Raw genomic sequence first — 18,637 nt, 5'->3', positions numbered from 1 at the left:
CAACGGATATACACCCAAGAAAAAATCCCAAATCGCTACCGCCGTTCCTCAACCCGCCCCTGACTCTTGCTCCAGTCCGTCAATAAACTATAAGCCACCGCCAACAACGTAGGCCCGATAAACAACCCGATAAACCCAAAAGCAATCAACCCGCCAAACACCCCAAGCAACACAATCACCAGCGGCAAATTCCCCCCGCGACTGATCAGATACGGCTTGAGCACATTGTCCACGCCACTGATGATGAATGTCCCCCAGATCCCCAGAAACACCGCCATCCCGTACTCACCCTTCCAGGCCAGCCAGGCCGTGGCCGGCACCCACACCAGCGGTGGCCCCATCGGAATCAGACTGAGCAGAAAAGTCACGATCCCCAGCACCAGCGCGCCCGGTACCCCGGCAATCAGAAATCCGATCAACGCCAGAACTGCCTGCGCCGCCGCTGTGCCAATCACCCCGTTGACCACCCGCTGCACCGTACCCGCCACCAGCTCGATGTAATAGCCGGCACGCTCACCGATCAAACGCTCCAGCAGACTGTGCACGAACGCCGCCAATCGCGGCCCGTCACGGTAGAAAAAGAACACGAAGACAATACTCAACGTCAGCTCGAGAATACCGCCGCCAATCTGCGCACTGCGCGCCAGCAGCCAGTTACCGACCTGGCCCAGATAAGGCTTTATCGACACCATCAGTGCCGCGCCCTGCTGATCGATGCTATTCCACAACCCCACCAGCCGTTCCCCCACAAACGGCAAAGTCCCGAGCCAGTCCGGCGCTTCCGGCAGACCGTCGACCTGAACATCCTTGATGAATGCCGTCGCATCGCGCACATGATCAGCAAGGTTGAAGCCCAGCCAGACCAGCGGCGCCGCCACCAGCAGCATCCAGCCCAGGGTCAGAATCGCCGCAGCCAGCGACTCTCGGCCATTGAGCCAGCGCGTCAACAGGCGCATCAGTGGCCAGCTGGCGAACGCCAGCACCGCGCCCCAGAACAGCGCCGACCAGAACGGCGCCATCACCCACAGGCTGGCGCCAAACAGCACCAGCAGAAGGATCTGCACCAGCAGGCGATCGTTATTGAGCATGTGAGATCTCGAAAAATTCAGTCAGGCAAAGAGTAGGCGAACACGCCGTGCATGTTCGCCCGGTAGCTTATCGCAACAGGTCGATGCGCAGACCTTTACCTTCGACAGTGCCGGTTTCCATGCGCGCCGCTCGCACTCCCTGACTGATCAGCGCCTGACGCCACGCCTCAGCCTTGGGCCCGGACAGCGTTACGCGCAACGTGGTGTCGAGATTGAGGCCACGGGAGATCAGCCGTAGCCAGGTGTCATCCGGGGCATCGACGCGGTCGGGAAAATCCAGCTCGCCGGTGCTTTTGAGTTGGCGCAGCAGGGTCGCCGAGGTCGGCAGCAACTCACCTAATGGCGCCAGCGCCTCGAACTGCTCGACATGCAGATAGGCTTTGCGATTGCCGCGAGTGATGCTGTATAGCGCCACCAGTGTGTTGTCCCGCGGTGCGGCCAGGCGCAACAGCAGATACGCCTGCTGCTCGTCGGCGCCATACAGTTTGGCGTTGCCGAATACCTCGTTGGCCCACAGGCTGCTTTCACCGCAGTCACGCGCCTGGCACCAGAACAGCAACTCGGCGTCCTGTTTCTGCAGGGCCTTGCGCGCCTCGGTGAAGGCTTCGGTGGCGGAATGTTCGGGCGGCAACTCGTAGGTGACCGCTGTGGTCTGGCCGCGTGCCGTGACCTGGCCGTCGAAGCGTAACTGGCCGCTGATCTTGCGGATCGAGCCCAGCGGATAGATCCGCTCAAGCTCGACTGGCGGGCGGTAGTCGACGATCTGCGCGTCGGCCAGACGCGGCACGATCGGCAAATCCTGACTGCCCGGCACGTCGGCGGCGAACGAAACGGTGCTGAAACAGCACAGTGCCCACAGGCTGATTGAGCGCATCGTCAGGCTCATCGGATCGGCATGACTGGGTGATTCGAGGTCGCAGCGGTGTAGAAATCCATTGTTGTCGTCTCCCGTTTCAACCCGACCAGCCTCGACAGTTGCCCGCTGCAAGTCAAGGCATGGCGAAGAAGCGATTGAAACAGTCTGCGACAAGATCTGCTCCGGCCTCGTCGTTGAGGTGCAAATGGTGCCCGCCCGCCAACTGTTCCCGGCCAAAGGGTAGACGTTCCAGCAGCTCGGGATGCTTGGCCAGCATGCCCTCGGCCGCCACGACCAGTTGCGTCGGACAAGCGATGCGCGCGACAAATGCCAGCGCCTGCTCTTGGGTCAGGCGTAATGGCGAGGGCAGGGTCAGGCGATTGTCGGTGCGCCAGGTGTAACCACCGGGCACCGGCATCAGGCCGCGCTGGGCCAGAAGCTCAGCCGCTTCCCGACTGACCGCTACCAGCCCTTTCATGCGCGCTTCGATGGCGCGGTCGAGGGTCGGATAGACCGGTTTGCGCTTGTCACGCAAATCCAGTTGCGCTTGCAGGGCCATGCCCATGCGTTCGGCAGCGTTTTCGCCTTTGTCTGTAGGAGGAATTACGCCATCGATCAGCGCCAGATGGCTGATGCGCTCCGGTAATGAGCCGGCCAACACCAGCGAGACGATGGCGCCCATCGAATGTCCGAGCAGGCCGAAACGCTTCCAGCCCAGTTGCTCGGCGACCTGCAGCACATCGTGGGCGTAATCCCACAGCGCATAACCGGCACCGTGCGGCCGGTGCCCGGAGTGACCGTGCCCGGCCATGTCCAGCGCGATGATGCGCAACCCTTTGAGCCTGGGTGCTAGACGCGCAAAGCTGTTGGCGTTGTCGAGCCAGCCATGCAGGGCAATAACCGGCAAGCCGTCTTCGGGACCGAACAAATGCGCGGCCAGCTCGATATGCGGCAGGCTCAGGCGCACTTCTTCGAAGATAGGGCTCATGCGCAATCCTTGTCCTGACGGCTTTGCCAGCGGCTGAACAGCGTCTTCAACAAGCGCGCCGTATCCTGCGGGCGTTCGAGCGGGAACATGTGCCCGCCGGGCATGCTCAGCGCCTCGCCCTGGGCCAGGCGCGAAACGAAGCGGGTGTGATGACGCATCACCACGCGGCTCTTGTGCCCGCGCACCACCGCCAGCGGCACCTGCAAATGTCGCGTATGAGCGGGACTGGTGTGCGGCACGCCGCGATAGATGCTGATTTCGGTGGCCGGATCGAAACGCAGGCGCAATTTGTCGCCGACCTTGTGTAAACCGTGGTGCAGGTAAGCGTCAAAGCATTCCGGGTCGAAACCGCGAAACAGCGTCTTGCCGGCAAAATAACTGCGCGCGCTGTCGAGATCGGCGAACTCTTCGCGCCGGCCCAATGTGCGCCCGGCCGGCGTCAAGCGGTCGATAAAACCAAAACGCTTGGCCGCACGGATCACCCATTGATCGGTGCGGGTCAGCACCGGCGAATCGAGCATCACCACGCCGCGATACAACTCGGGGCAACGCAGCGCCGCGTGCAGGTGCAGCACGCCGCCAAACGAATGACCGACACCCCACACCGGCTGATCCTGCTGCTGCAAATGGTGGATCAATTCGTCGACGAGGTTGTACCAGTTGTCGTCTGCGGGAAAACGCGGGTCATGGGCATGCTGCTCCAGATGCGCAACCCGGTATTCGGGCGCCAGCGCCGCGAACAACTTGCCATAGGTGCCCGAAGGAAAACCGTTGGCGTGGGCGAAAAAGATCGGTTGCGACATGCTGGGCAAATCCATGGATGGAAAACGTGGCGTTGATTGTCCGCAAGACTGCGCCTTGCGGCAATGACCGTAACGGCCACGAATGATGACAGGCATGCCACAGCCATACCCCATCGACCGCCATGAATACGGGCCTGTCAACTGTCAGCTCTGTCAGTTGACAGCGGTGGCGCCCGGACAGATAAGAGACGGGTTACCACTGACATGATCGCCGGCCCTAATGACCCATGCTCATACCCCCGCCGTTCAGGCGTTCGACCCGCGCGGACTGGTATTGCGCGGCGTGGCGTATCACCGGCGGGACAGCGTTTCGGCACCTGAACGATATGTCACGCAACACGTGCATGACGCCGCCGGTCGCCCAGCATTCAGTCGCGACCCGAGACTGTTCATCGAGAACAAGCCCGCCAACCAAAGCAATGTGTACAGTTTGTCGAACGCGACGCTTTTGAGCGACAACACCGATGCAGGCTGGCGCCTGAATCTATACGCCGAAGACGGGGCCATGCTCGATGGCTGGGATCAGAAGCGCAACCACCTGCGCACCCGTTACGACAGCCTGCGACGCCCCGGCGCTGTGTACGAACAGGGCGAGGGTGAGTCTGAGCAGTGCACGGAACGCTTCACCTACTTCCCAGGCGCCGCCGAAGATCCGAACAACCGTTGCGGCCGCTTGATTCGTCATGACGATACGGCAGGCACTTTACAGACCGACGGTTTCACGATCAGCGGCCTGCCCGTTTATCTGCATCGCACCTTCATAGCCGACCCCGATTGGGCAGTGGATTGGCCGGAAGTCGAAGCCGATCGCGAGTTGTATCTGGAGGATCTCCCCGCTACAACCCGCTTGGGCTATAACTCAATGGGCGAATTGATCGCCCAGACCGATGCCATGGGCAACTACCAGATTCTGGTGCAGGACCGCGCCGGCCAATTGAAAGAAACCTGCCTGATGCTGGCCTCCGAATCCGCCAGTCAGGCGCTGGTCGGCGACATCCGCTACAACGCGTTCGGCCATGTGGAAAGCCAGCGCGCCGGCAATGGCGTAGTTTCCATTGCGACCTTCAGCCTTGAGGACGGCCGCCTGCACCGTCTGGTCAGCCGGACCAGTGATGGCTCCGTCGTGCAGGATCTGACCTATGACCATGACGCAGTCGGCAATATCACCTGCCTCATCGATGGCTCCGTGAGGGTTGGGCATCATCGCAACCAGCGGACCGAAGCGATCTGTCGCTACCGCTACGACAGTCTGTCGCGGTTGATCGAAGCCACCGGGCGACAGATTCGCAATGCCCCCGGCGGGCCGCTTCTGCCACCATTCGTATCACCCGCCGACCCGCAGCAACTGGAAAATTACACGCGCACCTACACCTATGATGCGGCCGCGAACCTGGTGTTGATGGAGCACCGTGCCGCCAGTGGCAGTCGCACCGAACGCACGGTTGTGGCTGGTTCGAGCAATCGCAGCCTGGCGGAAAAATCCCTCGGCCAGTTGCCCGACGAGCAGGACATCGCCGCGGCTTATGATGCCAATGGCAATCGCCTGACATTGCAGGACGGCCAGACACTGCACTGGAATCGACGCAACCAATTGCATCAGGCGAACCTGGTAACCCGCACAGGTTCCGCAGACGATGAAACCGATGACATCGAGCGCTACGTGTATGACAGCAGCGGCCAACGCCAGCGCAAGATTCGGCGAATGCTCACCGGATCGCTGCAACGAATCGATGAGACCCGTTATTTACCGGGTCTGGAGATTCGCAGCACTGCGGAACAGACCGTCCATGTCATCTCCATCAAGGCTGGTCGTGCGACAGTGCAAGTGCTGCATTTCGCAACCGCCAGTACGCACGGTATGCCGCAGGATCAGCAGCGCTACAGCTTCAGCGATCATTTGAATTCGAGCACACTGGAGCTCGATGCACAGGCTCGGCTCATCTCGCAGGAAAGCTATTACCCCTTCGGTTCAACTTGCTGGTGGGCCGGGCGCAGTCTGGTGGAGGCGAACTACAAAACCCTGCGTTATTCAGGCAAGGAACGTGATGCCACCGGATTGTATTACTACGGTTTTCGCTACTACGCGCCGTGGCTTCAGCGCTGGCTCAATGCCGACCCGCTTGGCGTGCAGGACGGCTTGAACCTGTTCGCCATGGTCCACGGCAACCCGATCGGGCATGTGGATTTGCAGGGTCTGGTCACGGTCAGGGAAGGCACTGGCGCAGCGCTCGCCACTTTTGCCCGGGATGGACTCAGTGCCCTGGCCGGCGGCGCGGCTCGATACTTCGCCGACCAAGGTATGCGGCAATGGGCCTCGGAGGATGCGGATGCTGCGCCCGATCCCGGCGTCAATCTGGGTATAACTATCGCGGGCAGCGTCGTCGGCGCGTTCGTCGGTGGTGCAATGGGCGCTGGCGCGGGCAGCCGCATTGCAAGCAGCCGCAATCAGAGCCGTGCCGTACAGACCCTGACAGCAGGAATTTTTGCCCTTGCCGGTGCTGCTGCAGGCGCGGCGGCCCCTCTTTATGCTTATCTGGCCGACAGACAAGCCCTGAATGTCACTGCCATCAGCATTCTTGCCAGTGTGCCCGGGAACATGCTCAGGGAGGCGGGCCAACGCGCAATCGCCCAGATCGGCCCCAATGTCACGCTGGCTCCATCTGGCACTGCCGCCGCCCTGCGCATGGTGCCGTATACAGCATTGCTTTTCGCGGGTGGCACAGCTAGAACGGCAATGGCAGCTGGCGCGGGAGTCGCCGTCAGTGCTGCCGTGGAAGGGCTCAATGGTGTGTCCATTACTGCGATCCACTCAGGGTGGGGCGGACAATACACGCGCCAAAACGATTCGCCGTCGATCCCTGACGTCAGAGAATGGCTGTTCAGCGCAACGACGCGCACCGCCGGGGCAATGCTGACGGCCTCACTGACATCGCTAACCGCCTTCTACACAAATCTTGCCGACGATCCAGTTCGCACAGGGGTCGTCGCGAGCCTCGGTGCATTCGGGGAGGCACGGATCTACCTCGGCCAACATGTCCAGCTCGGAATATACGAGCTACTGGGTTGGGCCGATGACGGCGACTTCACCCTCGATCAATACACCGCCGCCAACAGTGTGTGGCGAAGTTCGACGCCTGACAGCTACCACCCGCAGATGCGCAGCGAGATCGATCTGCCGATGAACGTACTGGGACGACGAAACAGCGTGTAAATCACTGTGAAGGCGGCGTCTGCCCCAACGGCACCACCGCCATGGTCAGACGCGACACACAACTGGCCTTGCCCTCATCGCTGGTCAGGCGGATGTCCCAGACATGCGTGGTGCGACCAATATGAATCGGCCTGGCCACCGCCGTCACCCGGCCACTGCGCAAGCCGCGCAAGTGGTTGGCGTTGATCTCAAGCCCAACGCAATAGAATTTGCTCGCATCGATGCACAGATAACTGGCCATCGAACCGACGGTCTCCGCCAGCACCACCGAGGCGCCGCCGTGCAGCAAGCCGTATGGCTGATGGGTGCGATGGTCGATGACCATGCTCGCCGTCAGCGAGTCGTCATCGAACGCCTCGAAACGAATATCGAGCAGTTCGCCAATGGTATTTTTCTGAATCGCGTTCAACTGCTCGATATTCGGAGTGGTACGCCACACGCTCATCGCAGACTTCCTTTTGTTGTTCTGGTCGTCGCTCAATCCTGCCACAGCACCGCCTCGTTGCGCTCGCTCCATTCTTCGAAGCGGCTGCCATAGGTGTCTTCGATGACATTGCGCTTGATCTTCAGGGTTGGCGTGAGGAATCCGTTTTCCACCGCCCAACTGTCTTTGACCACCACCAGCCGGCGCAGGCGTTCATGCTTGTCGAGGGCGGCGTTGACCTCTTCCAGCAGCTTTTCCAGACTCGAATGCAAACTCGCCCGCCCTTCTTCCTGATTGACGGTCGACAACACACACAACCCCAACGGCGCGCTCAATCCGTCACCGACGACACAGACCTGCTCGATGCGCGAATGCACCGCCAGACGATTTTCGATCGGCGCAGGAGCAACATATTTGCCTTTGCTGGTCTTGAAGATTTCCTTCAGTCGCCCGGTCAGGCGCAGGCGCCCTTCGCCGTCCTGTTCGCCCTTGTCGCCGGTGCGCAGGAACCCGTCCTCGGTGATGGTTTCGGCGGTTTTCTGCGGCTCCTTGAAATAGCCGAGCATGGTCGCCTGACTGCGCACCTGCACTTCGCCCGACTCATCGATGCGCACCTCGACCTGCGGGCACGGCTTGCCGATCCAGCCCTGCCGGTATTGCCCCGGCAGGCAGATGTGCGAATAGCCGCAGCCCTCGGTCATGCCGTACACCTCCAGCACGTCGAGGCCGAGTTTCTGATACCAGGCGAGCAAGGTCTGCGGCACCGGCGCCGCGCCGGACAACGCCACGCGCAGGGCATCCAGGCCTAGTCCGGCAAGGACTTTGCGCCCGACCCGTTTGCCAATGAACGGTAGGCCGAGCAGAAAATCCAGACGCTTTGCCGGCATCTTGCTATACACGCCCATCTGGAACTTGGTCCAGATCCGCGGCACGCCGAACATCGCGGTCGGCCGTGCACGCTTCAGATCGGTGATAAAGGTCTCGAGGCTCTCGGCAAAGAACACGGTCTGCCCGGTATAAATCGACGCCAGCTCGACGAACATACGCTCGGCGACGTGGCACAGCGGCAGGTACGACAGCAGCCGGTCGTTCTCGTTGAGCCCGAACAATTGCGTGCCATGCGTTGTGGCGAAACCGAGATTGGCGAAACTGTGCATCACACCTTTTGGCAGGCCAGTGGTGCCGGAGGTGTAGATGATCGTCGCCAGTTGCTCGGCGGGCGGGCGCGGGTCGTCCTGGATCGGTGAGCTTTGTTGCAGATCGGCCCAACTGGAATCGAATTCGCCGGGCGGATGCAGCGGCAAGCTGATGGTCGGCAGACCGGCCGGTATGCCCTTGGACATGCCCGGCCAGTCATCGAGCTTGCCGATAAACGCCAGCATGCTTTCGGAGTGCGTCAGCACCTGCGCCACGGAATCGGCGGTGAGATTGGGATATAACGGCACCGAGACGTGCCCGGCCATCCAGATGGCCAGATCGGCGATGATCCAGTGCGCGCAGTTTTTCGAGATCAGGGCGATGTGGCTGCCAGGTGGCAGTTCGCGCGAGCGCAGCCAGTGCGCGGCGCAGCGGGCCTGATGGCCGACATCGGCCCAGGTCAGGGTCTCGACCTGCCCGCCGCCGATCGGCTGCACCAGAAAGCGCTGGCGCGGGTGCCGGGCTTCCCGTTCGTAGAACACGTCCAGCGGCAAACGGAAGGCGGCAGACATGCGACTCGCTCCTTTTTTTGGTCTGGAGCAAGCGTAGTCAACCAAGCAAGTGCTTGGTTGGATTTTTCAAACAAATAATTTCAGATGAATGCGCTCACCTGTAGGAGTGAGCCTGCTCGCGATGGCGGTGTGTCATTAAATATCAGCGGTGACTGACACACCGCTATCGCGAGCAGGCTCACTCCTACAGGGGTCGGTGTTTACAGCTTAAGGATGTTTCAGGCTGTTGAGGGTCATGGAGCCGATCAACAGTTCGCTGTGCTCAAGCTCGGCCAGGCCAGCCGTGCTGACCCGCTCCGGCGGATGCCCGGCGCCATGCTGCAGATAGCTGAGCAGATTGCCCACCAACGGGTTATGGCTGACCAGCAAGACATTGCTCACCGACACCAGTTGCTCGGCGACCTTGTCCGGATCGGACTCCGGCGTCAGCCACTCGACTGTGCGAATCTTCGGCTTGAATCCCAGCGCCTTGCGCACGATCTGCGCGGTTTGCTGCGCGCGCAGATATGGGCTGGCATAGATCGCCGTCAGCGGCTGGCCGATCAAATGCGCCGCGCTACGCAAGACTTCCTTGCGACCGTGTTCGGTCAATTCGCGCTCGGGGTCGACTTTCGAGCCATGAGGCACCGCCTCACCGTGACGCAATACCCAGAGTTTCATAGCTTGGGTTCCTCATCTCGAACCGGATGCGCGGCTGGCGCCACGGCATGCGGCGCTTCGCCTTCCGGGGTGCGCGGCGCCGGCCAGTCGGCGAACGGCCAGGGCTTCTGGTCGCTGTGGAACGTGCCGAAGCGGCCGATCTGCGCGAGAAACTGGCTCAGGCTGTCGCCGAAATTCATCAGGCTCGCGCTCGGTGCGCCGTAGATCAAACGGTAGATCAGTTGCACCAGGACCACGGCGCCGAGGATGAACTGCGCCACTTGCCAGACCAGCAGGTAAACGATCATCCATAACACCCGCAGGAGGATGGATTCGTACTGGGCTTCGGTTTTCGGATCGTGCATGGCTTGCTTCCTGTGCGTGTGACGGCTGAGTCAGTTGAAACCGCTGGTGGAGATGAAGTCGACGTCGGTTTTCGGCTCGGCGCGCATCAGTAGACCGATCACCTGCTCCAGCGTGCGACCTTCGAACAGGATTGCGTGAAGCCCGGCGACCAGCGGCATATAGACGCCGACTTCCTGCGACTTGGCCTTGAGCACTTTGAGGGTGTTGACCCCTTCGGCGACTTCACCCAGACGCGACACCGCTTCATCAAGGCTCAAGCCCTGACCGAGGGCAAAACCGACCTGGTAGTTGCGGCTCTTGGGTGACGAACAGGTGACGATCAGATCGCCGACCCCGGCAAGCCCGAGGAATGTCATCGGGTTGGCACCCTGATTCACAGCAAAGCGAGTCATTTCCGCCAGCGCGCGGGTAATCAGCATGCTCTTGGTGTTTTCGCCCATTTCCAGGGCCACGGCCATGCCGGCAATGATCGCGTAAACGTTTTTCAACGCCCCGCCCAGTTCGACACCGAACCGGTCGGCGCTGGCGTACACGCGAAAAGTCCGGCCGTGCAGGGCAGCCTGCACCGCTTTGCACAGTTCTTCGTCTTCGCTGGCGACCACCGTGGCGGTCAGCGCATGTTCGGCGATTTCCCGTGCCAGGTTCGGCCCGGACAACACGCCGATGCGCGCTTGCGGAGCGATTTCTTCGAGAATCTGGCTCATCAGCTTGAAGGTCTGCGCTTCGATGCCTTTGGTCAGGCTGACCAGCATCTTGCCGCTCAACCGCTCGGCGTGGGCGGCAAGCACCGTGCGCAGCGCACTGGACGGCAGCGCGACAAAGCACAGATCACAGGCGTCGAGGGTTGCCTGCAGGTCGGTAACCGCAGTCACCCCAGGAAGAATCTTGATGCCTTTGAGGTAACGCGGGTTTTCGCGATTGACCCGGATGGCTTCGGCCTGTTCGGGGTCACGCATCCACTGCCGGACTTGATGGCCGTTTTCGGCCAGCAGATTGGCCACGGCGGTACCAAAACTTCCGCCTCCCAGGACCGCAATCGGGCGCTGTTCAGTCATATGCAATCCGTTTATCCATACCAGTGGCGATGGCGGCATTATACGGGGCGACCCGGTCGCGGCCAGCCCCAGCAACAATTACCGACACTTGTAGGAAGAAGACCAATAAAACCTAGGAAAATGCCTGCAACGTAACTGGAAAAGTCGCTGCCCTCGGTTAACATGCGCGCCAATTCTTTGCTTTCAAGGCTGTGTCGTGTCCGCCGCTTCTCTTCCTTCGCGTTCATCCCTGTTGCTGGCGCTGCTGGTCTGCCCGGCCGCGCAGGCGGATGACCTGTTCGTCGACAGCGAAGCACTGCCGCAAGTGCTGACGGCCACGCGCCTGAAGCAAACGCCCGCAGAAGTGCCCGGCAGCATGACCGTACTCGACAACGAATTGATCAACGCCAGCGGCGCCCGCGACATCAGCGAATTGCTGCGCCTGGTGCCGGGCATGATGGTCGGCAACATCAGCGGCAATCAGGCCGCGGTCAACTATCACGGGACCAACGCCAGCGAAGCCCGGCGCATGCAAGTACTGATCGATGGCCGTTCGGTGTACCGCGCCGGACTGGCGACGGTGGACTGGAGCGACATTCCGGTGGCCATGGAAGATATCGAGCGCGTCGAAGTCTTTCGCGGCCCGAATACCGTCAGCTATGGCGCCAATGCGCTGATGGCGGTGGTCAACATCATCACCCGCCACCCGGCAGACAGCCACGGCACCCGGCTGAAGTACACCCGCGGTCAGCGCGGCATCAATGACTTTTATGCCAGCCAGGGCAGCAGCTGGATTGGCGGCGACTTGCGCCTGTCGTTGTCAGGTCAGGAAGATGATGGCTTCGACAGCGATCGCAGCGGCGCCGATTACCGCGACAGCCGCCGCTTGAATCGCCTGAGCCTCGCCGTCAGTCACACCCTCAGCGATGATCAGAGCCTCGATTGGCAGATCAACGCCAAGAACGGCACCAACCAAAGGCCATATACCTACCAACCGGTGTTCTCTGGGATTACCGCCGCCGGGAACAATTCGGACGTAGTGGCCAAGGATTACGCCGGCTCGGTGCGCTGGAACCTCGACATCAACCCGCAGCACAGCCTGTATGTTCAAGGCTCGGCGCAACATTGGGACCGTCAGCAAACCTGGCGCGCCTGCGATGCCGAGGTATCGTTCAGCCCCGAGCTGACGCAATTGTGGCAACTCAACCCCAATTACACCGAGCGGCTGGCGCGCAACATCACCCGTTTCACCGGCCCCGGCGCGGCACCCGGCACACCACAGGAAATGGCCCTGGCCAATCAGGTGCTCGACCAATGGCGCAACGGCGCGAGCCGAACCCTGTGCGGTGACATCGACCAGAGCGCGCGCGAATCGCGCTATGACCTTGAACTGCAGGACACCCTCAGCCTGTCCGACAGCCTGCGCCTGGTCAGCGGCCTGAACTACCGTTACGACCGCGCCGACTCCGAAACCTATTTCAACGGCACGCTCGACGACACCACCTGGCGCGCGTTCGGCCAACTGGAATGGCGCGCGACCGAACACTGGCTGTTGCAGGGCGGCGCAATGTTCGAAGACACCCGACTGGTCGGCAATTCGCTGACCCCGCGCTTCGCCGTGAATTACCTGATCAACCCGCGCCACAGTCTGCGCGCGGTGTACTCGGAGGCGATCCGCTCGCCGGACATGTTCGAGAACAATGTCAACTGGAGCTATCAGGTCAGCAACCTGCGGCCCTCGGCTTACGGTCAATCCTCGGCACGCTACTTTGTCAAAACCCGTGGTCCGGGCGATCTCGATCAGGAACATATGCGTTCGCGGGAACTGGGCTACAACGGCTATTTCGCCGAGCTTGGCCTGGCGCTCGACGTGAAGCTGTTCTATGACGAAATCACCGGAATGATCAGCGAGCCGCTGCGCAATAACCAATATATTGCCAGCAATGCCAACAGCTCACACTTCCGCGGCACCGAGACCCAGCTCGACTGGCGCCTGAGCCGCGCCGACCGTTTGCGCTTCACCTACGCCTTCGTCGATGCCGAAGCGAGCAATCCACTCGATCAGCAATTCACCTCGCGCAATAGCGGCTCGGCCGGCTGGCTGCGCGATTGGGGTCACGGCTGGAACAGCGCCCTCTTCTATTACGGCGACAACGCACTCAACGGCTACCGCTTCGAGCGAGTCGACACGCGCATTGCCAAACGCATTGCACTTGGCAAGGCGCAGTTGCAGCTCGCCGGCGTGTTGCAGCAGCGCCTCGATCATGAACCGAACACCTTCGTCGACAATAACTACGACGAGCGCCGGGTCATGTATGTCAGCGCCGAGCTGGAGTTCTAGGATGCGCTACGGCCGGTCACGGAAGACACCGACCCTGAGCCACTGGCTGGCCGGGCTGTTTCTGTTCGTCAGTGCGTGGCTGCACGGGGTCGCGGTGCAGGCCGCCGACATCCTGCTGACCGGCGCCGAGGACAGCCCCGGCGTGCAAGCCTTCGTCCAGGCGCTGAGCGAGTTGCGCCCGACCGACAGCGTGCGTTTCCAGCCATTGGCCAGTCTGCCGGCGCCGGGCAAATTACCGGCCAGCCTGCGCTTGATTCTGCTGGATCTGCCGAGTCTGGACTGGCGCCTGCAAGAACCTCAGGGCCCGGCGACGCTGGTGTTGCGCATCAGCCGCTTGCAGGCGCGGCAACGCTTGGGCGGCAGCCAGCCGGCGCGCTTGAGTCTGCTCTGGAGTGATCCGCCGTTGAGCCGGCAATTGCAATTGATCCGGCAAATTCTGCCCCAGGCGCGACGCGTAGGGGTGCTGTTCGGCGAGCACAGCGAATTTCTCCTCAAGGAACTCAACCTCGCCGCCGAACCGTTGGGCCTGCATGTGTTCAGTCAGCGCTGGGACAACATCCACGACAGCCGCCCGTTGCAAGCGGTGCTGAAGAACAGCGATGTGCTGCTCGGCCTCGACGATCCCGACCTGTACAGCCCGAAGACCGCGAAAAACCTGTTGCTCAGCAGCTATTCGCGGCAGACGGCACTGGTGGGCCCCAATATCGCCTTCGTCCGTGCCGGCAGCCTCGCCAGCACCTACAGCGATCAGCACGACTGGCTGAGCCTGCTCGACCAATTGCTCGACCAGCCACCGGCCAGTTGGCCGCGAGCGCTCTACCCCGCACGCTTCAAAGTCTCAAGTAATGCGCAGGTGGCTCGTTCTCTGGGTATCGAACCGCCCGATGATGTGTCTGTCGCCAGCCTGCTGGCCGAAGGAGAGCGCCGCCCATGAATTTCCGTCGCCGTTGGGACATCAACACCCGCACCCAGTTGATCAGTCTGGGCCCGGCACTGCTGCTGACCTTGCTGTTGATCAGCTTCTTCACCTTTGTGCGGATTCAGGATCTGCGTCAGGAGCTGACTCACACCGGGCAGCTGATTGCCAACCAACTGGCGCCCGCCACGGAATACGGGGTGATTTCCGGCAATAACGAAGTGCTGGAAAGCCTGCTCAAAGCCACACTCGCTACGCCCAATGTGCGTTTTCTTGAGGTCCAGGACAGCGCCAACCGGATTCTGGTCTACGTCGAACAACCGGCCGATGCGCACCGGCGGCCGCATCAGGTCGAAGTGTTCCAGGCACCGGTGCGCCTGCAACGCATCGCTCTGCACAATGATTTTTTCCAGGAGGGCAAAGTCAGCAATGGCGGGACTGGCGAGGATTATCTGGGGCGGGTGATCGTCGGTCTGTCCAACGATGCGTTCAGTCAGCGCCAGCAGGAAATCCTCCTCAAGGCTGCCATTCTCGCGCTGTTCGCCCTGCTTTTTACCTTTGTGCTGGCGCGGCGTCTGGCCGGCAGTCTGTCGCAGCCGATCCGCGAAATCGGTGATGCGGTCAAGGCGATTCAGGACGGCGATTACAAGGCTCCGCTGCCGATTGTCGACGACACCGAACTCGGCGCCCTGTCGCAACACATCAACAACCTCGCCCAGGCGCTGGAACAAGCCAGCCGCGAGCAGCATCAGGCGATGGCGCAACTGATCCAGACCCGTGAAGAGGCAGAAAAGGCCAACAACGCCAAATCCGACTTTCTGGCAATGATGAGCCATGAACTGCGCACGCCCATGAACGGCGTGCTGGGCATGCTGCAATTGCTCGAAACCACCGAGATGACCGACGAGCAGGTCGAATACGCCGCCCTCGCCTCGGAGTCCACCGAACACCTGCTGAAGGTCATCAACGATATTCTCGATTTCTCGCGCATCGAACGTTCGGAACTGGAGCTGGAGCACATTCCGTTCAACCTCGCCGAACTGATCGGCGCCTGCGCGCAGTCGTTCCAGCACAGCGCGGCGCAACGTGGTCTGGCCTTGAACCTGCGCATCCCCGATGACCTGCGCGGCTTGCAGGTGCAGGGCGATCCGACGCGGATCCGGCAGATTCTGGTCAATCTGGTCGGCAACGCGCTGAAGTTCACCGAGCAGGGCCGTGTCAGTATCGAGGCGCAGTGGCAATCGCTGGATCACGAACTGCTGTGGTTCACCTGCTCGGTGCGCGACAGCGGCATCGGTATTTCCTCCGAAAGCCTGGAACTGATGTTCAACGCCTTTCAGCAGGCCGACAGCTCGATCTCGCGGCGTTACGGCGGCACCGGGCTCGGCTTGCCGATCGCCCGCACTTTGGCCGAGCGCATGGGCGGCACGTTGCGCGCGCAAAGCGAGGAAGGTCGCGGCTCGGTGTTCACCCTGGAAATCCCCTTGGCGCTGTACAAACAGGCCTTGCTGCCGCTGGCCGCGCCGCGAGCGCTCAACGCCAGGGAACACGGCGAAGGCCGCCATGTGCTGCTGGTCGAAGACAACCCGGTGAATCAGACCGTGATCGAAGCGATGCTGCGCAGTCTGGGCTTTGCGGTCAGCGTCGCCACCGATGGCGCGCAAGCCGTGCGCAGTGCCGAGAGCGGCGCTTTCGAAGCGATTTTGATGGATTGCCGCTTGCCGATCATCGACGGCTACGAGGCCACGCGGCAGATCCGCCGCCTGCCCGGACGCAGCGAGGTGCCGATCATCGCCCTGACCGCCAATGCCTTGCAGGGCGACCGCGAAACCTGCCTGTCGGCGGGGATGAACGATTATCTTGCGAAGCCGTTCAAACGTAATGATCTGCAGCAGATTCTGCAGCGCTGGGTGTCGTAACGTGGGCCTTTCGACCATCTGCGACTGGCGTGAAAAGCGAAAGTGCGGCAGTCTTAGGCACCCGAACGAGCCCCAAAAGGGGCTTGAATAAAAATTTCAGTGCACAAGTGTACATTCATGTCCTTGGTGCTGTGACTTTCACCACAACGCAATAGTCTATGAGTAGGCTGCCGGTTCGAGGCATGAACGCTTCGAACGGTCGGGAAGATTTGCCCCACCTGCCGCATGGGATTATTGAGGAGCTCGCATGACCAAACAAAACGCCTTTACTCGGGAAGATCTGCTGCGCTGCAGTCGCGGTGAGCTGTTCGGCCCAGGTAACGCGCAACTGCCCGCCCCGAACATGCTGATGGTGGATCGCATCACCCTGATCAGCGAAGAAGGTGGCAAGTACGGCAAAGGTGAATTGGTCGCCGAGCTGGATATCAACCCTGACCTGTGGTTCTTCGCGTGCCACTTCGAAGGCGATCCGGTAATGCCGGGCTGCCTGGGTCTGGATGCCATGTGGCAACTGGTCGGCTTCTTCCTGGGCTGGCAAGGCCTGCCGGGCCGCGGCCGTGCGCTGGGTTCGGGCGAAGTGAAATTCTTCGGCCAGGTCCTGCCGACCGCCAAGAAAGTCACTTACAACATTCATATCAAACGCGTCCTCAAGGGCAAGCTGAACCTGGCCATCGCCGATGGTTCGGTGACTGTCGACGGTCGCGAAATCTACACCGCCGAAGGCCTTCGCGTCGGCGTGTTCACCTCCACTGACAACTTCTAAGGGTTATTCGCATGCGCCGCGTCGTTATCACTGGTCTGGGCATCGTTTCGTGCCTGGGCAATGACAAAGAGACCGTCTCCGCTAACCTGCGTGCAAGCCGCCCTGGCATCCGGTTCAACCCGGAATACGCCGAAATGGGTCTGCGTAGCCAGGTTTCCGGCTCCATCGACCTCAACCTTGAAGAACTGATCGATCGCAAGATCTATCGCTTCGTCGGTCACGCAGCGGCTTACGCCTACCTGGCCATGAAAGACGCCATTGCTGACTCCGGCCTGACCGAAGAGCAAGTGTCCAACCCGCGCACTGGCCTGATCGCCGGTTCCGGTGGCGCCTCCACGCTGAACCAGATGGAAGCGCTGGACATCCTGCGTGAGAAAGGCGTGAAGCGCGTCGGCCCGTACCGCGTAACGCGGACCATGAGCAGCACCGTTTCCGCTTGCCTGGCCACCCCGTTCAAGATCAAAGGCCTGAACTACTCCATCGCATCTGCCTGCGCCACCAGTGCTCACTGCATCGGTACCGCCATGGAACAGATCCAGATGGGCAAGCAGGACATCGTCTTCGCCGGCGGCGGTGAAGAAGAACACTGGAGCCAGTCGTTCCTGTTCGACGCCATGGGCGCGCTGTCCAGCAAGCGTAACGAAACGCCTGAACAGGCTTCCCGTGCCTACGACGCCGACCGTGACGGTTTCGTCATCGCTGGCGGTGGCGGTATGGTCGTGGTCGAAGAGCTGGAACATGCTCTGGCCCGCGGCGCGAAAATCTACGCGGAAATCGTCGGCTACGGCGCGACCTCCGACGGCTACGACATGGTTGCCCCAAGTGGCGAAGGCGCGATCCGCTGCATGCAGCAGGCGCTGTCCACCGTCGACACCCCGATCGACTACCTGAACACCCATGGCACCTCGACTCCGGTCGGTGACGTTGCGGAAATGAAAGGTGTGCGTGAAGTGTTCGGCGACAAGGCTCCGGCGATCAGTTCGACCAAGAGCCTGTCCGGTCACTCCCTGGGCGCCGCCGGCGTTCACGAAGCGATCTACTGCATGCTGATGATGGAAGGCAACTTCATTGCCGGCTCCGCCAACATCGACGAGCTGGACCCGGAAGTGGCCGATCTGCCGGTACTGACCAAAACCCGCGAAAACGCCACCATCAACACTGTGATGAGCAACAGCTTCGGCTTCGGCGGCACCAACGCCACGCTGGTGCTGAAGCGTTGGGAAGGCAAGTAATTCCCCGCCGCTGAGCCGCACATGAAAACGCCCCGACTGGTTCGGGGCGTTTTTTTTGGCCTGCAGAAAATAGCCGGAACACCGTTACTGATCGTTCCCACGCTCTGCGTGGGAATGCAGCCCGTGACGCTCCGCGTCACTGGACGCGGAGCGTCCCTTGAGGCATTCCCACGCAGAGCGTGGGAACGATCAATCCGGGGTGTCTGGAGATGAAACGTTTGTCATGAAACTTTGCCCCCTGCGACCGAATGTCGCGGATTACGCGGGCTGCAGCACTGTTGCAAAATACGCAACAACACCTTGCGCGAATCGGGCGTTTACTTAGCTGGCTAACAAAACCTATAACAC

General features: G+C 61.3%; 15 protein-coding genes. 6 read left to right on the top strand and 9 right to left on the bottom strand.

What is annotated here, in order from left to right; translation table 11 throughout:
• Positions 1–35: 35 nt before the first annotated feature.
• The 4 genes from J3P93_RS07665 to J3P93_RS07650 form a co-directional block, all read right to left on the bottom strand.
• Positions 36–1,088 carry an AI-2E family transporter gene (locus tag J3P93_RS07665; protein WP_093099349.1) on the bottom strand — a complete coding sequence of 351 codons (1,053 nt, stop codon included), beginning with the start codon at positions 1,086–1,088 and terminating at the stop codon, positions 36–38.
• Positions 1,089–1,155: 67 nt separating this feature from the next.
• Positions 1,156–1,962: a DUF4892 domain-containing protein gene (locus J3P93_RS07660; RefSeq protein ID WP_434596305.1), complete on the bottom strand. Its 807-nt coding sequence runs from the start codon at positions 1,960–1,962 to the stop codon at positions 1,156–1,158.
• 115 nt (positions 1,963–2,077) lie between these two features.
• Positions 2,078–2,932 carry an alpha/beta hydrolase gene (locus J3P93_RS07655; RefSeq protein ID WP_434596302.1) on the bottom strand — a complete coding sequence of 285 codons (855 nt, stop codon included), beginning with the start codon at positions 2,930–2,932 and terminating at the stop codon, positions 2,078–2,080.
• Positions 2,929–3,735, bottom strand: coding sequence for an alpha/beta fold hydrolase (locus J3P93_RS07650; protein ID WP_434596300.1), 807 nt, complete (start codon positions 3,733–3,735; stop codon positions 2,929–2,931). Before J3P93_RS07650 ends, J3P93_RS07655 begins: the two co-directional genes overlap by 4 nt.
• Positions 3,736–3,955: 220 nt before the next feature.
• On the opposite strand from J3P93_RS07650, the gene J3P93_RS07645 reads away from it, so the two are divergent.
• A complete protein-coding gene (locus tag J3P93_RS07645) occupies positions 3,956–6,946 on the top strand; it encodes an RHS repeat-associated core domain-containing protein (protein WP_434596297.1) in 2,991 nt (996 codons plus the stop codon).
• Position 6,947: 1 nt separating this feature from the next.
• On the opposite strand, the gene J3P93_RS07640 is transcribed toward J3P93_RS07645, so the two are convergent.
• The 5 genes from J3P93_RS07640 to J3P93_RS07620 form a co-directional block, all read right to left on the bottom strand.
• The gene (locus J3P93_RS07640) at positions 6,948–7,391 is read right to left on the bottom strand and encodes a hotdog fold thioesterase (protein ID WP_434596294.1); all 444 of its coding nucleotides are present in this window, start codon (positions 7,389–7,391) and stop codon (positions 6,948–6,950) included.
• A gap of 32 nt (positions 7,392–7,423) precedes the next feature.
• Positions 7,424–9,079 (bottom strand): AMP-binding protein, encoded by a 1,656-nt coding sequence (locus J3P93_RS07635; protein WP_434596291.1) that lies wholly within the window; start codon positions 9,077–9,079, stop codon positions 7,424–7,426.
• 207 nt (positions 9,080–9,286) lie between these two features.
• Entirely contained in the window at positions 9,287–9,739 is a 453-nt protein-coding gene (gene sixA / locus J3P93_RS07630; protein WP_434596288.1) for a phosphohistidine phosphatase SixA, read from the bottom strand.
• A complete protein-coding gene (locus tag J3P93_RS07625; RefSeq protein ID WP_434596285.1) occupies positions 9,736–10,083 on the bottom strand; it encodes a DUF4389 domain-containing protein in 348 nt (115 codons plus the stop codon). The genes sixA and J3P93_RS07625 overlap by 4 nt, the downstream gene beginning before the upstream one ends.
• Positions 10,084–10,113: 30 nt before the next feature.
• Positions 10,114–11,139, bottom strand: a complete 1,026-nt coding sequence (locus J3P93_RS07620; protein WP_095114424.1) for an NAD(P)H-dependent glycerol-3-phosphate dehydrogenase — start codon at positions 11,137–11,139, stop codon at positions 10,114–10,116.
• A gap of 196 nt (positions 11,140–11,335) precedes the next feature.
• Between J3P93_RS07620 and J3P93_RS07615 the strand changes: the two genes are divergently transcribed.
• The 5 genes from J3P93_RS07615 (at position 11,336) to fabB (ending at position 18,289) form a co-directional block, all read left to right on the top strand.
• Positions 11,336–13,459, top strand: a complete 2,124-nt coding sequence (locus J3P93_RS07615; RefSeq protein ID WP_434596282.1) for a TonB-dependent receptor plug domain-containing protein — start codon at positions 11,336–11,338, stop codon at positions 13,457–13,459.
• A 1-nt stretch (position 13,460) separates the two neighbouring features.
• Positions 13,461–14,393, top strand: coding sequence for an ABC transporter substrate-binding protein (locus tag J3P93_RS07610; RefSeq protein ID WP_434596279.1), 933 nt, complete (start codon positions 13,461–13,463; stop codon positions 14,391–14,393).
• The gene (locus tag J3P93_RS07605) at positions 14,390–16,294 is read left to right on the top strand and encodes an ATP-binding protein (RefSeq protein ID WP_434596276.1); all 1,905 of its coding nucleotides are present in this window, start codon (positions 14,390–14,392) and stop codon (positions 16,292–16,294) included. Before J3P93_RS07610 ends, J3P93_RS07605 begins: the two co-directional genes overlap by 4 nt.
• Before the next feature lie 247 nt (positions 16,295–16,541).
• Positions 16,542–17,057 carry a 3-hydroxyacyl-[acyl-carrier-protein] dehydratase FabA gene (gene fabA, locus J3P93_RS07600; RefSeq protein WP_003227150.1) on the top strand — a complete coding sequence of 172 codons (516 nt, stop codon included), beginning with the start codon at positions 16,542–16,544 and terminating at the stop codon, positions 17,055–17,057.
• A gap of 11 nt (positions 17,058–17,068) precedes the next feature.
• Positions 17,069–18,289, top strand: a complete 1,221-nt coding sequence (fabB, locus tag J3P93_RS07595) for a beta-ketoacyl-ACP synthase I (RefSeq protein WP_090285297.1) — start codon at positions 17,069–17,071, stop codon at positions 18,287–18,289.
• Positions 18,290–18,637 lie beyond the last annotated feature (348 nt).

This window comes from Pseudomonas sp. R3-57 (genome assembly GCF_051132065.1).
In the GTDB taxonomy this organism is placed as follows: Bacteria; Pseudomonadota; Gammaproteobacteria; order Pseudomonadales; family Pseudomonadaceae; genus Aquipseudomonas.
The sequence above is the reverse complement of the archived record's forward strand: the minus strand, read 5'-3'. Positions and strand labels throughout refer to the sequence as shown.

What these genes read in the sequence shown, in the direction of transcription:
- J3P93_RS07625 (WP_434596285.1), bottom strand. Translation starts at nt 10,083, where the DNA reads ATGCACGATCCGAAAACCGAAGCCCAGTACGAATCCATCCTCCTGCGG.
- J3P93_RS07660 (WP_434596305.1), bottom strand. Translation starts at nt 1,962, where the DNA reads ATGCGCTCAATCAGCCTGTGGGCACTGTGCTGTTTCAGCACCGTTTCG.
- sixA (WP_434596288.1), bottom strand. Translation starts at nt 9,739, where the DNA reads ATGAAACTCTGGGTATTGCGTCACGGTGAGGCGGTGCCTCATGGCTCG.
- J3P93_RS07620 (WP_095114424.1), bottom strand. Translation starts at nt 11,139, where the DNA reads ATGACTGAACAGCGCCCGATTGCGGTCCTGGGAGGCGGAAGTTTTGGT.
- J3P93_RS07645 (WP_434596297.1), top strand. Translation starts at nt 3,956, where the DNA reads ATGACCCATGCTCATACCCCCGCCGTTCAGGCGTTCGACCCGCGCGGA.
- J3P93_RS07665 (WP_093099349.1), bottom strand. Translation starts at nt 1,088, where the DNA reads ATGCTCAATAACGATCGCCTGCTGGTGCAGATCCTTCTGCTGGTGCTG.
- J3P93_RS07650 (WP_434596300.1), bottom strand. Translation starts at nt 3,735, where the DNA reads ATGTCGCAACCGATCTTTTTCGCCCACGCCAACGGTTTTCCTTCGGGC.
- J3P93_RS07610 (WP_434596279.1), top strand. Translation starts at nt 13,461, where the DNA reads ATGCGCTACGGCCGGTCACGGAAGACACCGACCCTGAGCCACTGGCTG.
- fabB (WP_090285297.1), top strand. Translation starts at nt 17,069, where the DNA reads ATGCGCCGCGTCGTTATCACTGGTCTGGGCATCGTTTCGTGCCTGGGC.
- J3P93_RS07640 (WP_434596294.1), bottom strand. Translation starts at nt 7,391, where the DNA reads ATGAGCGTGTGGCGTACCACTCCGAATATCGAGCAGTTGAACGCGATT.
- fabA (WP_003227150.1), top strand. Translation starts at nt 16,542, where the DNA reads ATGACCAAACAAAACGCCTTTACTCGGGAAGATCTGCTGCGCTGCAGT.
- J3P93_RS07635 (WP_434596291.1), bottom strand. Translation starts at nt 9,079, where the DNA reads ATGTCTGCCGCCTTCCGTTTGCCGCTGGACGTGTTCTACGAACGGGAA.
- J3P93_RS07655 (WP_434596302.1), bottom strand. Translation starts at nt 2,932, where the DNA reads ATGAGCCCTATCTTCGAAGAAGTGCGCCTGAGCCTGCCGCATATCGAG.
- J3P93_RS07605 (WP_434596276.1), top strand. Translation starts at nt 14,390, where the DNA reads ATGAATTTCCGTCGCCGTTGGGACATCAACACCCGCACCCAGTTGATC.